This is a genomic window from Saprospiraceae bacterium (genome assembly GCA_016709995.1).
Taxonomy (GTDB): domain Bacteria; phylum Bacteroidota; class Bacteroidia; order Chitinophagales; family Saprospiraceae; genus JADJLQ01.
In genome coordinates this window covers 2,363,937-2,379,229 of the sequence record JADJLQ010000001.1, presented here as the reverse complement: position 1 = coordinate 2,379,229, position 15,293 = coordinate 2,363,937, and the positions used below count along the sequence as shown (strand labels likewise).

The window sequence follows — 15,293 nt, the reverse complement described above, 5'->3', positions numbered from 1 at the left end:
ATCACTTTTAACATATACTACTCTAAACAGTGTCAATATCTCTTCACCGGCATCCTCACCTGACTCGAATATACCGATGAATGATGTATCGTATTTTTTGCAATTACCCCTTTGTATTCGTTATAATTATTTCCGCCGGTATTTAAGTTGCGATCAAATCGGGGAAAATTACTGGAAGAAATTTCGATGCGTATGCTATGTCCGGGGGCAAAATAGTTGGAAGTGGAGATAGGCGTTAAATCTACCTTGTATACTTTCCCTTTTTCCATCATCACCTCTTTATCATAGCCATCCCGGTAACGGAGTCGTTGTATGGTTTCATCCAGGTTATAAGCTTTTCCATCAGGATATACATCCAGGACTTTTAAGGTAATATCGGTGTCTTTAGCATCTGAGGAAACAAATACGGTCGCTTCGATAGATCCAGTCACCTCTACACCTTGCACCAGCGGATCGGAGGTATAGACCAAAATGTCATTTCTTGCTTCCATTTGTCGCTGATCGTAAGCACCTCCGTTGAGGGCATTACCCATACAGCATACGTTGCCACCATTGCTAGGCACAGGAAAATTGGGATCGTAAGAAAATTGATCTGGGTTTTCATTCGCCGGCATGTTGGGAGATAATTTTCCATCGCCGAAGACAGAATTCGCTTTACCACTGCTATGCAGATAATAAGTAGTCGTCGTATATCCGGAGGGTGGCCAGGTATCTGAAGCTTGCCATTTATTGGACCCCATAGTGTAAAATTGCACTTTGGGCGTTTTGGTCAGGATATCATTCTTTTCTCCCTTCATCCAATAATCGAACCAGCCGTAAGTCAAGGCATCATAATCTAACCGGGCGTCTCCAACATTCCGCTCTCCTACCATCGTGTTTTCTGTGGCTCTTTTATACGAACAATGCAGAACAGGAGCGATCACGAGGTATTGATTATCCGCTATGCCGGGTTTTTTCGCATTTTTTTTGATATGATTGATCATCGCGAGGTTGGGACTGGTAGACACATCGTACCAGGACGCAAACCAAAAAGTTGGTTTTTCATACGGCATATTGTCATGGTATAAGCCACCCTGGTACCAGGCAGGATCGTTGGGTTTACGACGAATCAAATCTTCAAACACACTGACCGGACCATGAATGTTTTTTATAATATCCTGTACAGGCAGATGAGTAAAAGCATCGGTCCAATCCACTTTGGGGTATTCCGGAGCCATATCATAAAATCGCTGAATTCGCAGTAAGTCTTCCTGGGTGGCATTTTTAGGCAATTGAGGTCGAATAATATCATGCTGCGTGCCGTATAACCAGGAGGTAAATAAGAGTTGATGAGCACCTCCCCGATACCAATTACCCTGTTCATAAAATTTGCCTATTCGGCCTACACCAGCACCAAAGGCCTGGGTTATATTGGCGGCCAATGCAGGATGATCCATAGCAGTCACAGCCATTTGCCACTCCGCTGTGGAAGAGCAACCGGTAAGTCCTATTTTTCCATTAGACCATGATTGAGTGGATAGCCAGGTAAGTGCGTCATAACCATCGGTCAGGGGTGTGCCCAGGATGTCCCACTCGCCCTCTGAAAAAAATCGTCCTCTTTCATTTTGAACTACATAGGCATATCCTCGCATGACCGCTTCCAGGGCAGAGGCATAGGCATTGAGTTTCTGCTCGCCATCCCCCCAGGTATTGAAATTGTACGGTGTACGGGAAAATATAATGGGAACTTTCTGGTCACCTTTGGGTCTAAAAATATCTGTCGCTAAGCGTATTCCATCCCGCATAGGCATCATGACCTTCTGATCGATGATGGCCACTTCCTGAAGCTTTTTGTAGGATTCTTCCGGTGAAAGGGATTGAGCAAAAATATATCCTGTCAGCAACAAGGCAGACCACAAGACAACCAATCTTTTCATAGCTAAAATTTTTAAAATATAGCCTCAAGTTAGTGAATTTGGTGTACAGATAGGCTTGAAAATCAGGAAAGTGGAATGAACAAAATTGCCTCGTTAGATGGAAATGAGATTTCAAAAGCAGGATCAAGTTTATAGTTGAATTCTAATCCTCCTACCTACTTGACTAAAATCTCATTGTGGGGCAACGAATATTCGGACTGCATGGTGATCAACACCACATGGTCGCCTGGCTGTACTTTGCTCATAATTTTTTGGATACTAATTTGTGTAAAAGTCTCATCTGAATACATGGTGAGCGTCTTAGTCAGCTGATCCCTGAGGGCGATCTTAAATTTTATTTTATCCACTGCTTTGTTTTCAGTATCGGATAATGCAGCCGTGCAGACAGTTAAAGTGCCTTTACTGGTTTGATCCAGGATACATGCTCCAAAAGGACTGTAAGTGTCTACGATCATTTTATTATCCAGGAATGCGGCGCTGCAATTGGAGAAAGCAGCCTGAGCATAACCCGATGAGCATATGAAAAGCCAAAATAGAATGGAGTAAATCTTAGAAGTTGTTGCATTCATTGTGATTAATTTTATTTGTGATAATATGGGTGCAATGTAAGATCTGCCACCTGTGTAAGAGTAAAATGGATGTAAAATCCTGTAAAAGTCTTGTAAAATTCAGGGATAGACCCAAGCTTATTCTAATTCTAAGGAGATAGTGTAAATATTATTTGAATGCTAAGATCCAAGCCTCACCACCTCCCCTGTCTTCACCGACTCATCACAAGCAAAAGCTACTCTCAAACTATTCACCGCATCCTGCATATGATCGGTCAAATCCAGATTCCCCACAATAGCTTTTAGAAAGTATCGTTGCTCCCTATTGCAGAGCTCCTGGTGATCAGGTTCGTCACGGAGATTGATCCATTCATCTTCTTTGGTAAATTCATGGAATGCATCCTGATCTGCATGATGCAAGCGTAAGGATTCGGTTTTGGTATGGGCATCAATGGAATCCGATTTGCCTTTGCCCCCGGCTTCTTGCGCGACGATCGATACACTTCCTTTGGGACCAATCACATCTTTTATAAAAAATGCAGTCTCACTCATCATAGGTCCCCAGCCCGCTTCATACCAACCGACGGAACCATCTTCAAATCGTATCTGGAGCTGACCATAATTATAATTCCAAGCCGGGATATCATCACTTAGTTTGGCTCCGATCGCACTGACCCATACCGGTTTGCTACGTGTCATCTGGCACATGACATCGATATAATGCACCCCGCAGTCTACGATGGGGCTCAGGCTTTTCATAAGATTGTGATGTACGGTCCACATATAACCATGGCTCTGTTGATTGAGATTCATGCGCATGACCAGGGGCTTGCCAAGAGTCTGTGCCAGCTCTACAAATTTTTCCCACGAAGGATGATGTCGCAGGATATAGCCGATCACTAATTTTTTATCTGCTTTGATGGCGGCTTGCATCACCCGCTCTGATCCGGCCACGGTATCAGCGAGTGGTTTTTCGATAAAGACATGGCAGCCTTGCTCAAATGCTTTGATGGCAAAGGATTCATGGGTGTCAGGGTAAGTGGAGATACAGACTGCCTCAGGTTTGGTCGCTGCCATCGCGTACTCAAAATCATCATACAGCGGGTATTCACCACCTAGTTTTTCATTCAGCACTTTTTTACTGTCACCGGTAGATACTAAACCACAGATTTCAAAACCGTCCATAGTATGATAAGCGGTGGCGTGGGAAGCGCCCATATTGCCGCAACCGACGACGAGGATGCGGAGAGGATTATTTTGTTGAGACATATTTAAAAATTTAGTTTTTATTTATAAATTTTTTTGTTTTGATTTAGAAAACAAGCAAGGGTCATATGATTTATCCAGAATGTTAGGGTTTCACGTTTTTGTAAAGTTAGTGCTTATAAACAGTATAAAACTTTAGAAAGGCCAAATTTTTGAAATGAGATTTTAAACTTGGTTAGTGATCAAGAAGAATCCATTTTCCTCATTTAACTCAGTAAATTTTTTGCATTACTTCGCTAAATTAGAACCTTTCCTGTTTTTTTATTGACCAAGACCCTAATACCCTTTCCTAATCACCCGTGTATTTTCTTAGACTGCAATCGACTAAAAAATACAGTTCATTTTTAATACAATTTTTAATTTTATTGAATCCACAATGGGCAATATCCTTTTCTATTGTCCATATGTATAAATTTATTAAATGATCCTTGATCAAATTCATTTGTCAGGCCAATTGAAAATAATCCATTAATAGCTCTAATGTTAATTTTTCATCCTCAGTAATTATTTTATCAGAAATTGTTTTTTTAAACTCTACAGCCTGTGTTTTTTCCTAATTTAATATTGTATTCAATTGCTAAATCATTCAAGTGGTTCTGTTCTGTTTCAGATAGGATTCCATCAACTAAATATTCATTCAATAATTTGGTAAACAACTAAGCCTTTAGGCTGAAAATAGCCTCATCAAGAAAATGCGAGATTATTACCTTGACAGGAGTTTTGATATAAAGGGCCTCACGGTAGCTCTGTCCGTAAATCTCATCTTAACTCAACCTTTATTTACTTTTTATTAAGCTGCCTCCTTACTCTAGCCACATCTTTTGCATCCACCCCGGGCATCCGATTTTTAAACCCAGCCCGGATATACGTGATGATGGAAGCGATCGCATGATCATCCAGCAGATCGTTCTTCGGCATGATACCCTGATAAGTTTTATCATTAACTTTGATCGGTCCCTGCCTACCATTTAATACGATATCGATTAATTGATCCACATCTCCTTTGACCCATTCTGACTCTGCCAGCGGAGGATATCGATTATTATCACCTTTGCCGTCTTGCTGATGACAGCTTTTGCAATAAGTTTGATACAGGATACTCCCTTTGAGTCGATCGCCGCGTTGCAGATTGTCATTGACTTCGTCGGGAGTTTTGATATAAGAGCGGGACTTACGCGCTTCCATGGCCACAAGTTGTTGATCGGTAAATTTGGTTTTATCTCCGGGATACATCACCCGCCATATCTTGCCTTTATTCGATTCGCTGATGTATAAGGAGCCATCGGGTCCTTCGGCAAGACCCATCGGGCGAAACCTGGCTTCGCTGGTATTGACCACGGTATCTACCTGGGTAAACCCATCCGCGAAGACTTCCCAAGCACCGGTTGGTTTTCCATTTTCAAAAGGGATAAAACATACAATATATCCAGCCTGGGGATATGGCGACCGGTCTGTAGATCCGTGAAAAGCTACAAAAGCACCTTTTTTATAGCGTTCCGGCAGATGATTTCCTTGATAAAACAAAATATCCATCGGAGCCCAATGCCCGGGGAAACCGAACACAGGATTGGTAAATTCACTGGCCCGGCCTATGATTTTGCCATCACCTCCATACCCGGGTTGCAACACATTTTTACCCTGGAGCTGATCATAATACGCATAGGGCCAGCCATAATTATCACCATCCTGCACTTTGGCCATGATCTCAGATGGAAGCAAAGCCGCTTGCCACCCGGTGTAGAGTTCGGGGTACAAAGTTTGAAAATTATCTATTCCATTGACGACGGCATACACGCTTTTATCCCCGGGATTCCATGTCATGCCGACCACACTGCGCAGGCCTGTGGCAAACCGATATCCGTCTTTGATCGTCAGTCCTTTTTTGTTGGCATCAAAACGCCAGATACCGGCATGGGTTTCAAGCACCGGGCATGGGTCTAATCCTTTGCCATGTAAGGTGCCTGTCGGACCATAAACTTTCATATCCTGGCAGGCGTCATTGGGTGCACCAAACGGGACGAACATATGGCCCTGATCGTCAAAAGCAAGTGGTTTGGTGGTATGCCAGTTTCTGACCACATTGGTATCCGTATCAGTGAGTATGATTTCGGTTGGACTGGTTGGGATCAGTTCGCCCCGCTTCAATTTATTTCTTAAGACATATTTGACCGTGGTAGTATAGAGGTAGTCATCATGTATCTGCACCCCTACGGCCAGGCTGCCTTCATCTTTATAATCACCAAAATAAACGATAGAATCCGCTTTGCCATCTCCATCAAGGTCCCGGAGCCCGACGGTGCCGCCACTTCCTTTCATTGCGTCATTATAAGTCAGTTTGACATAGATATCGCCGTGATCATTGACAGCGATATGCCTGGTTCTTCCTATGCTATCGACCACTGCCAAAGCTTCAAAACCATCGGGCAGAAACAATCCTGCATTGTTAGGATCGCCTGATGGTATTGGCATTGGTTTGGATTGACAACCAGACCATATCCACAAAGCGATGAGTAGTGTCAATGGTGAGAGATAAATTAGTTTTTTCATTCAAGATTTTTTTTCAAAAGATGATGATTTATTTCACATACGGTGTTGCTGCCAATCCATTCAGATCCCATACTATTTTGCCATCACGGATCGTCATCTCGACTTCCAATTTTTTTTTGCCTTTGATCCTGGCCCCACTCGCATCGATAAAACCGTAGTTCCCTTTTCGGATTCGGATGATAGCTATGTCTGCGACACTGCCTTCTGCCAAAGTACCAAGATCTTTCCTTTTGATCGCCTGAGCAGGAGCCCAGGTGGCTTTTAATATGATGTCCTCTATACTCATGCCCATAGCCAGGTATTTTGACATCACATTGAGCATGTCCTTCATACCGGCATTCATACTGAACCGATGCAGATCGGTACCGAAAGAATTTGGCGACAATCCTTGCCGGAGAGCAGGTATGGCTTGATTAAACCAAAATCCTGCCCCTCCATGTCCTACATCAAAAAGTATCCCTTTTTGTATGGCGGATTTTATAAATGGCTGCAGCATTCCATTGGAGTCTATTACAGGCATTCGTTCGGTGATATTTTCATAAGTATGGGTGATGATGTCACCTGGTCTCATATGATCCAACTGTTCTTCTAAAGTATAGTTGGGTAAATGACATTCTACGAATAAGGGAATATCGGATTTATTACAAGCAGTCAGTGCATGATCAAAAGGTGTCCAATCTTTGCCAGGGTAATGGCCTATTTTAATGCCAACTATAATGTCTTTATATTTTTGTCTCGTTGCGTAGGCATTGTCTGGATCGATGTCATTGATATCTGTTTCGCTGTCTTTAGCACTCATGCCGTTGCCGGAGATATTGAGCCAGGCCAGGATCCTTGTTTTGGATTGATCGATGACCTGTTGTTTGAATTGCGGAAAATTGCGCCAGCCGGAAGTACCTGCATCGACGACAGTAGTCACGCCGGCTTTGAGTGTAATATCGTCCGGTGATAAACTATAAATGCCATCGGCGAATACATCGGGCTTGCTACCTACGAACACATGGGTATGCAAATCTATGAATCCAGGACAGACGATCAGTCCTTTGGCGTCGATCGTTTTCTTAGCCTTGAATAAAGTGAAGTCAGTACCTACTTTTAATATTTTGCCTTCATGAACAGCGATATCTTTTATTGCATGGATATTATTGGCGGGGTCGATGAGGAGTCCATTTTTTATTAGGATATCTATGTTTTGTGAAGATGAATAAGTAATAAAAATTAAGTAGAATATAAAAAGGCAACAGCTTTTTTTCATCAACTTTAAGTAACCATGCCAAGATATGTGATGTGGCTTATTCATTTTGCATCCCATCCCTTCATGCTTATCCCATTCAGATCCCAAACTATTTTGCCGGCCCGGATAGTCAGTTCAGCTTCTAATTTTTTTGACCCCATTAGTTTCGTTTCTCGTACATCAGTATAGCCAAAACTTCCAGACTTTAAATTCAATACCGTTACATCTGCTTCAGATCCTACGCTGAGATGACCCAAGTCACTTCGATGAATGGCTTCGGCAGGAGCCACAGTAGTGCGCTGAATGACTTCATGGAGGGTCATACCCATGGCCATAAACTTAGACATCAGATTGGTAAAGTCTTTCATGCCTCCGTTCATGCTTTGAGTATGCAGATCCGAACTGATCACATTTGGTTTGAAACCTTGTTGTATGGCTGGTACGGCCTGTCTCCATGAAAAAGCCCCTCCACCATGACCTACATCAAAGATGATACCCCGCTTTTGCGCTTCAAATACAAATGGTTTTACCTTGCCATTTTCATCCACCACGGTTTGTCGCTGTTTGGGCCCATAAGAGTAGGTGTGCGTAAACATATCACCAGGTCTAAGGTGCTTCATAAATAGAGCCTCAATGGAATTTGGCGGATCATGTTCCCCAAAATCCACCATGACTGGTACTTTGGCCAGATTGCCTGCTTCTACTGCACGATCTACCTGCTCAAACTCTCCCCAAAAGTGTGCTGATTTGATACCCACCAAGAAATCAGAATACAATTTGTTGATCATATCCGCTGTCATCTGCGGACTCATATCGGTGAGGTCTTGCTCCTGAAACCGACTCACCATTCCATGGCCGACTATATTCAATAAGGCGAGTACCCGGGTCTGTGCTTTATCGATAGTCTGTTTTTTAAACAATGGAAAATTCCTCCATCCTGAAGAACCTGCATCCACGACAGTAGTCACTCCAGCCCTGAAGGTGAAGCCGTCAGGCATTACACTGGTAGGACCATTGGCTATATAGGCATCCAGGTCATTACCCAGAAATACATGCACGTGCATATCTATCAGCCCGGGAGTGACATAAAGACCTGCGACATTCACTACTTTTTTGGCTTTATCAGCGGCGATATCTTTTGCTACCAGGTAGATTTTATTATTTGAGATGGCTACATCGAGGATCGCGTCAATATTATTTTTTGGGTCAATGACATGGCCGCCTTTGAGTAAGAGGTCGATTTCCTGAGCATTGGTGTTGCTCAGAACAAAAATGAACAAAAAAACCAGTGACTTTATATGCTTAAAACCGCTCTTCTTCATAATATCAGTTTGATTTAAATGCTTTACGCTGACAGTAAAAATCAGGAGGAGATCTCACTGCCTTACTAAAGCTATGCTCGTTTAATAAAAAAGGACCTACGTAGCCAGTGGCGGTCCACCTGGGATCACGACTTTCTTGCGTGCCATTTTGAATGCAGACTTTTGGGCTGTGAATTTGGCAGTTTGATATTCACCAAGGTAAATGGACCCGGACAATTTATCGCCGGCCATTGTACCGGAGAATAAATAAGTGATTTGATCACCTGGTTTTCTGAGATGGGACCTGAGTTTGAACTGATTTCCTTCGACCATGCCCATCACTTCCTGGGTTTCATAATCAGAAGTATGCATGCCCTGTATCCAGTTGCCCTCTTGCTCCAGGTAAAGTTTGTGCTGACTATTGCTACTAAAGAACTGCACTGTCACATCCCATTGTCCTCCGATCTTGACGGAAGCCGGGCTCATCGTTGTAGTTTTTGGACTTCGCTTTTGAGTGAGAAAGTTGTAGATTCTATCTGCCACGACTTTATCATTGCCTGGTTGCATCTGCCCGGTAGTAATGCTGATATGGGTCTGTCCATCGGCTCCGGTGTTGCCACCTATCGCAACCCTGGGTTTATTCCTTGCAAATTCTTCAGCGACCTCTTCGCCGGTGATATTGAGCTGGTTGGGATCCCAGGATATGGTCAATACAGGGGATTTATTATCGAGACCTTCTGGTTCGTAGACGGATGTTTTGATTCCTGCGATTTTGGATACCTGAGTAGAGATTGTATTGAGATAGGACAGCCAGGTCTTCCATTCCGCAGCATGATCTCTGGTAGTCCAGGCCTCGACCGCAGCCAGCATACCCAACATTTCTTCTTTTCCCACCTTGTCATCCCGGCCGGGACCATGATGGGGTGCACTAGCCTGCCAGGCAGACATTAATATATCCTTTTGTCCCAATAATAGTCCGGCACATTGTGGGCCACAGATAGCTTTGCCACCACTATAAGCCACTACAGAAGCTCCGCGCTTTAAATGGGTATTGGGGATGGTCAATACTTCCGCGGCAGCGTCGATGAGTACAGGTATATTTTTGGGTCTGGCGAGTTCGACAATAACTTCTAACGAGAAAGGCTGGCCGGTAGCTGAGGCGTCATTGGTCATGAGGTAGATCATGGCAGTATGATCAGTGATCGCTTTGGACATTTCTTCTGCAGTTTCTACGGTGATCAGCTTTACCCCAATATTTCGCAAGGCATGATCATACACATTCCTGGAATGGGCTGGTACGATCACTTCATTTTTTTCAATTCCCGTCAGGTCAGGAATTCGAATGAGTTTTTCAGGGTTTCCCCCGGTTACACACGCTGCTGTGACATGCTTGAGCCCGGCTGCACAACCCGAAGATACCATGCCCCATTCAGCACCGGTGATCTCCGCCAATCTTTTGCCAATGCCAAAAGCGAGCTCGTCATATTGAACAAACTGACCGGAGGCAGCTTTCATGGCAGCCACGACTTCTGGTCTTTCGATTGAGCCTCCGATAATGGTGAACGTGCCTCTGCAGTTGATGATTGGGTCTACGCCTATGGATTCATAGATATTGGGCCCAAGAGACAATGGTCCGGCCTCCCGCTCCAGGATACGGTCGATGATAGCGCCTGGGGTATTGAGGGGTAGAAAGGCTCCAGCCAGAGGCAGTGCACCCAGGTTTTTAATTAGATCTCGTCGTTTCATAATTCGATTGAGTTAAAATGATGTAGTAGTCTGCTAAAGATAAATTATTTATAGCCTTCACAGGCATTAATCTGACTATAAAGCGCCATTGTGGTGAAGTAAAACGATTTAGTAAAATCTAGTTTAAAAAATTTAATGTATTAGTTTTAGTCTTTTTTCGACTCATAAGGATAGACATATGAAATATTTTAATTGGGGTTTTATATTTTGTACGCTGTCGCTTGCGTTCATAGTCGCCTGCAAAAACGAAGGCATCGTGGACACCAGCTCCATTGCAACAGACTCTTTGAGTATAGCACAAGGCAAAAGGCTTTTTACGCAACAATGTGCAGCTTGCCATAGTTTTTCCCAGGAAGGCATTGGGCCTCCCTTGGGTGGCTTGACCAAAGAAGTAAACACCGGGTGGATAAAATCGTTTATCCTCAACCCTAAAAAAATAATTGATGCCGGTGATAAAAGAGGTCAGCAGTTAATGGCCCGGTACAAATCTTATATGATTCCTTTTCCGGGATTGGATAACCAGTCATTAGACCAGATTGTCGCTTATATGCACACCGAGGACAAACCTGTTTTCGCTTCCGGATCAGATACCTTGCCGGTATTGGCTAATCCTTATCCGGATACGATTCCGATGTCTGACTTAGTGGTCGGATTAAAGTATATCACCCAGTTTCCTGCTTCTGATTCGAATAAATTTCTCCGGACAAGGATTACCAAGTTGGGCTTTGAGCCGAGCTCAAAAAATCTATTTGTACTAGACCTTAGAGGTAAGTTATATAGGTTGAAAAATGATCAACCAGTGGTGTACCTGGATATGCCCGCCTTACGACCAAAGTTTATTCATACTCCTGGTCTGGCTACAGGGTTTGGAAGCTTTGCATTTCACCCGGAATTCAGCAAAAATGGTCTTTTGTATACCACTCACACTGAGCCAGCCAATACTGCGAAGGCAGATTTTGGGTATGCCGACTCGATTCCAGTGGCACTCCAATGGGTGCTTACCGAATGGACGACCAAAAATCCCGGTGAAATAAAATTTACTGGAACAGGACGAGAGTTGGTCAGGATCAATGTCGAGAGCGTGATCCATGGAGTTCAGGAAATCGACTTTAATCCCCGATCAAATCCCGGGGATGAAGATTATAGTTTGTTATACATCGGAGTTGGAGATGGAGGGTCAGTAGAGCATGGTTATCCTCAACTGGCGCATAACCTGCATACCGTCTGGGGCAATGTATTGAGAATAGATCCTCGTGGAAATAACGCTGCAAACGGCCAATATGGAATCCCGGCTACCAATCCATTTGTTGATGAAAAAGAAAATGGCGCTTTGGGAGAAATCTACGCGCGGGGATTCCGAAATCCACATCGGATCACCTGGACTAAAGCCGGCCAAATGCTGGTCAGCAATATAGGTCATGCCAATATCGAATCCCTCAACCTGATATTACCGGGTCATGATTATGGTTGGCCGATCACAGAAGGACCTTTTATGATTGATATTAAGGGGAATATGAAAAATATTTTTGCTCGTCCTGCCGCCTATGATCAATATAATATCACTTATCCAGTCGCTGCTTTTGATCACGATGAAGGTTTGGCGATCACCGGAGGTTATGAATATACAGGGACTCAGGTGCCTTCGCTGGAGGACAAGTTTTTATTCGGAGATATTCCCAAAGGCAGATTGTTTTATGTCAATACATCTGATATTAGTTTGGGTCGAATTGCTCCAATAAAGGAATGGCAGGTCTCTGTGGATGGGAAGTTGAAAACACTTAAGGAACTATGTGGTAATGACAGGGTGGATCTACATTTCGGAAAAGATGCAGCTGGTGAAATCTATATCCTCACCAAACCAGACGGAAAAGTGTACAAACTCATAGATTAAAGGAAACAAGATGAAGAAAATCTACCACCACTTTTTGATATTGATTATGGTTATTGCTTTACGGCCTGACCACGCTTTTTCCAATACACCGCCCATCAGGAAAGCGGATGTCATCGTCTACGGTGGCACTTCTGCCGCAATCATCGCTGCTGTCCAGGTAAAAAGCATGGGTCATTCAGTTATAGTTGTTTCGCCGGATACTCACTTGGGTGGTTTGACTTCCGGTGGTTTGGGATTTACTGATACGGGCAACAAAGAAGTCATCGGAGGTCTCTCCAGACAATTTTATCAAAGACTCTACCAGTATTATCAAAAGCCCGGATCCTGGACATGGCAAAAACAAGAAGAGTATGGCAACAAAGGACAAGGCACTCCTGCCATCGATGGAGCCAATCGCACGATGTGGATATTCGAGCCGCATGCTGCAGAAGCTGTCTTCGAGGATTTTGCCAAAGAAAATGATTTACTCATCTATCGCAATGAATGGTTGGATCGATCTGTCTTTGGGATTACAAAAAAATCAGCGAAGCTGCATAGGATTCGCACCCTGAGCGGACATCAATACCAGGGAAAGATGTTTATTGATGCGACCTATGAAGGAGACCTTATGGCTGCTGCAGGAGTGTCTTATCATGTAGGCAGAGAAGGGCTGGCTGAATATGGTGAGACCTGGAATGGGGTGCAGACGGAAGTGTTTCAACATGGGCATCACTTTAAAACAAATATCAGTCCTTATACTATCCCCGGTGATCCTGGCAGTGGTCTTTTACCTGAGATTTCTGCGCAACCGGCGGGAGTGTATGGTGCTGGAGATCATAAAATTCAAGCATACTGTTTCAGAATGTGCCTGAGCAATCATCCTGACAATCGGGTACTTTTTGAAAAACCGGAAAGGTACGACCCTCACCGATATGAATTGTTAGCCAGGGTATTTGCTGCGGGCTGGCGCGAGACTTTTGACAAATTTGATGATATACCCAATCGTAAAACCGATACCAACAATCATGGCCCCTTTAGCACGGATTATATAGGTAAAAACTATGCCTACCCGGAGGCAGATTATGCAACCCGTAAAAAAATTATCCGCGAACATGAATTATATCAAAAGGGTTTGATGTATTTTCTGCAAAATGATGAAAAAGTACCTATAGAAGTAAGAGAAAAAATGAAGACCTGGGGTTTGGCTAAAGATGAATTCAAAGACAATGGCCATTGGCCTCATCAACTTTACATACGGGAGGCCAGGAGAATGAAAGGTGATTATATCATGAAAGAGGCTGATGCATTGGGCAAAACTCAGGTGCCTCAACCCATCGGCATGGGATCTTATGCTTTAGATGCCCACAATGCCCAGCGATATGTCAAACCGGACGGCTTTGTGCAAAACGAAGGAGATATTGGAGTGCATCCTGACCGACCGTATTCTATAGCCTACGGATCTATTTTACCTAAAGAAAATGAATGCAATAATCTGTTGGTGCCGGTCTGCCTGTCGAGTTCACACATCGCTTATGGCTCCATTCGTATGGAACCTGTATTTATGATTCTGGGCCAATCAGCCGCTACAGCAGCAGTGCTTTCTATTGAAAAAAAAATATCTCCCCAACGTTTGAACTATGATATCCTCAAGCAGGCTTTATTGAGAGATCTGCAACGTTTGGAGTAATAACAAGCTGAATTTTAGAGCTTATTTTACCTTGCACTGGTGTTGTATCACAAATTAATCATCAGGATTAACCTATGACGGAGTGACTGATGGTTCTATCAGCATCCCGATATTAATCATCGGGATCTGACACACATCAGAGTCGTCACAACCTCACCAGAAATTGATTTTCAATTTCTTCGTCAATTAGTGACGATAAATGTCACAATCCCGATATTCATCATCGGGATCCGAGGATAAAAAATTCATCCCTAATGAATTTTTCCATCTAACTTCCGCGCTGACTACCAATAATTAATTCATCTGTATTTATTTCCATATGTTTTATTAATTTATTGATTGTCTTCAACGTTCTTTGTCTTTTTTAATTTGTACTGATCCATATCTATTGGCTTATATGGTTGTTTTTTGTGATCATATTCCAAATAATCACAGCCATTTTTCTGGCGGTTGCAGTAATTGCCGCCCTCTTCCTTTTTGTAAGCTATTTTTTGAAAAAAGAGCAGGTAACCTGTTTTTTTCTACTAATTGTATTGGCTGCATTTCGTAGTGTCAATGTAAATTTATTGGTAGTCTGTGGGGTCTTGGAGCTTATGATTTTACCTCCGGTTTTCTTATTATTTGGAGCCAACCGTAACCAACTGACAAACTTCGAGGCTGTACTAAATTTGAATATATCTCTTCCTACTTCCGCCAATAATGACATCACAGTGGCTTCACTGACACACTCTATTTCCATTAGGTCAACACCATAATATTGATAACTTGTTGTACAGACATTTAAACTGCTGCTATTTCTTGACTTTTGTTTCTTCGTCAGATTAATTTTACCAGCTTCTTCTGCCCCTTGTGATTCAATAATTTGATCAAAACAATTCTTCATTTGTTGATCGCAATTTTCTATTCGATTACGAACATACTGATATGCTTGATGGAGATCTTTCAGAATATAGAGTTGATTATCATTCCACCTTCCTTGAAGGTATTGTGCTAGTTCTTGATGACTTTTTCTGATTCGCGAATCGGCCAGTATAGCTAATTTATTTCCATCTCGTTGACCTTCTACAATTGCCTGTATTATCGATTGTCCTGTTTTGCCTCCCAAATCATTGATGGCTACATCCAGACGGATATTCATTTGTCTCATGCATTGGCCTATTCGGTTCAATAACCTAGAA

At 43.0% G+C, this 15,293-nt stretch carries 10 protein-coding genes; 2 read left to right on the top strand and 8 right to left on the bottom strand.

Annotated features, from left to right (window positions below):
* Positions 1-32 precede the first annotated feature (32 nt).
* From IPJ09_10055 to IPJ09_10025, 7 genes are all read right to left on the bottom strand, one after another.
* Entirely contained in the window at positions 33-1,916 is a 1,884-nt protein-coding gene (locus IPJ09_10055; protein MBK7371766.1) for a CocE/NonD family hydrolase, read from the bottom strand.
* A gap of 155 nt (positions 1,917-2,071) precedes the next feature.
* The gene (locus tag IPJ09_10050; protein MBK7371765.1) at positions 2,072-2,464 is read right to left on the bottom strand and encodes a hypothetical protein; all 393 of its coding nucleotides are present in this window, start codon (positions 2,462-2,464) and stop codon (positions 2,072-2,074) included.
* A 180-nt stretch (positions 2,465-2,644) separates the two neighbouring features.
* Complete coding sequence (locus IPJ09_10045; protein MBK7371764.1) at positions 2,645-3,733, bottom strand: Gfo/Idh/MocA family oxidoreductase; 1,089 nt, start codon at positions 3,731-3,733, stop codon at positions 2,645-2,647.
* A gap of 777 nt (positions 3,734-4,510) precedes the next feature.
* On the bottom strand, positions 4,511-6,277 hold the full coding sequence (locus IPJ09_10040) for a PQQ-dependent sugar dehydrogenase (protein MBK7371763.1): 1,767 nt from the start codon (positions 6,275-6,277) through the stop codon (positions 4,511-4,513).
* Between the two features lie 28 nt (positions 6,278-6,305).
* Complete coding sequence (locus tag IPJ09_10035; GenBank protein MBK7371762.1) at positions 6,306-7,532, bottom strand: amidohydrolase/deacetylase family metallohydrolase; 1,227 nt, start codon at positions 7,530-7,532, stop codon at positions 6,306-6,308.
* Positions 7,533-7,573: 41 nt separating this feature from the next.
* The gene (locus IPJ09_10030; GenBank protein ID MBK7371761.1) at positions 7,574-8,833 is read right to left on the bottom strand and encodes an amidohydrolase/deacetylase family metallohydrolase; all 1,260 of its coding nucleotides are present in this window, start codon (positions 8,831-8,833) and stop codon (positions 7,574-7,576) included.
* A 96-nt stretch (positions 8,834-8,929) separates the two neighbouring features.
* Positions 8,930-10,558, bottom strand: a complete 1,629-nt coding sequence (locus IPJ09_10025; GenBank protein MBK7371760.1) for an aminotransferase class V-fold PLP-dependent enzyme — start codon at positions 10,556-10,558, stop codon at positions 8,930-8,932.
* Between the two features lie 178 nt (positions 10,559-10,736).
* On the opposite strand from IPJ09_10025, the gene IPJ09_10020 reads away from it, so the two are divergent.
* Positions 10,737-12,449, top strand: a complete 1,713-nt coding sequence (locus IPJ09_10020; GenBank protein MBK7371759.1) for a PQQ-dependent sugar dehydrogenase — start codon at positions 10,737-10,739, stop codon at positions 12,447-12,449.
* A gap of 10 nt (positions 12,450-12,459) precedes the next feature.
* Entirely contained in the window at positions 12,460-14,115 is a 1,656-nt protein-coding gene (locus IPJ09_10015) for an FAD-dependent oxidoreductase (protein ID MBK7371758.1), read from the top strand.
* A 484-nt stretch (positions 14,116-14,599) separates the two neighbouring features.
* Here the strand turns inward: IPJ09_10015 and IPJ09_10010 are convergent, their stop codons facing one another.
* Positions 14,600-15,262 carry a transposase gene (locus IPJ09_10010; GenBank protein MBK7371757.1) on the bottom strand — a complete coding sequence of 221 codons (663 nt, stop codon included), beginning with the start codon at positions 15,260-15,262 and terminating at the stop codon, positions 14,600-14,602.
* Positions 15,263-15,293 lie beyond the last annotated feature (31 nt).